This window comes from Haloferula chungangensis (genome assembly GCF_042664875.1).
Lineage (GTDB): Bacteria > Verrucomicrobiota > Verrucomicrobiia > Verrucomicrobiales > Akkermansiaceae > Haloferula > Haloferula chungangensis.
The window spans coordinates 1-506 of record NZ_JBHTBS010000109.1; the positions used below are offsets into that span (position 1 = coordinate 1).

The window sequence follows — 506 nt, forward strand, 5'->3', positions numbered from 1 at the left end:
CCGTACAACTGACGTAACTGGCGTAGTGAACTTACCAGAAGGTACTGAAATGGTAATGCCTGGAGACAACATCGAAATGGATGTTGAATTAATTTCTCCAATCGCGATTGAAGACGGTACACGTTTCTCAATCCGTGAAGGTGGACGTACTGTAGGTTCTGGTGTTGTAACTGGAATCGACGCTTAATAAAAATTAAATCTTATGATTTATAACACTTCTAGACAATGTCTAGAAGTGTTTTTTTGTTTTAGAAAGATTAGACTATTAAGGATGAAAGAAAGATTAGAAATGAGATGTCGGAACAGGGAGATGTGTTCTTCATCTTCTAATTGATTATAAGCAATTGCCAATATTATCCTATACCTGTCAAAATTAAACCAATTATTAAAAAAGAGACCCTAAGGGGTCTCTTCATATCCTATCTTTTACTTCTATTAATTTCTCTTATCGCTTCGCGATATGCTTTACGCTTTGTGCTATTTACCATTGGTATGATTAAGAACAT

Annotated in this window: 1 protein-coding gene; it reads left to right on the plus strand. The window is 35.2% G+C overall.

The features are described from left to right. Positions 1-187 (plus strand): EF-Tu C-terminal domain-related protein (locus ACFQY0_RS21425; RefSeq protein ID WP_465262166.1); only part of this gene is annotated, 187 nt, incomplete at its 5' end. Between the last annotated feature and the right edge of the window lie 319 nt (positions 188-506).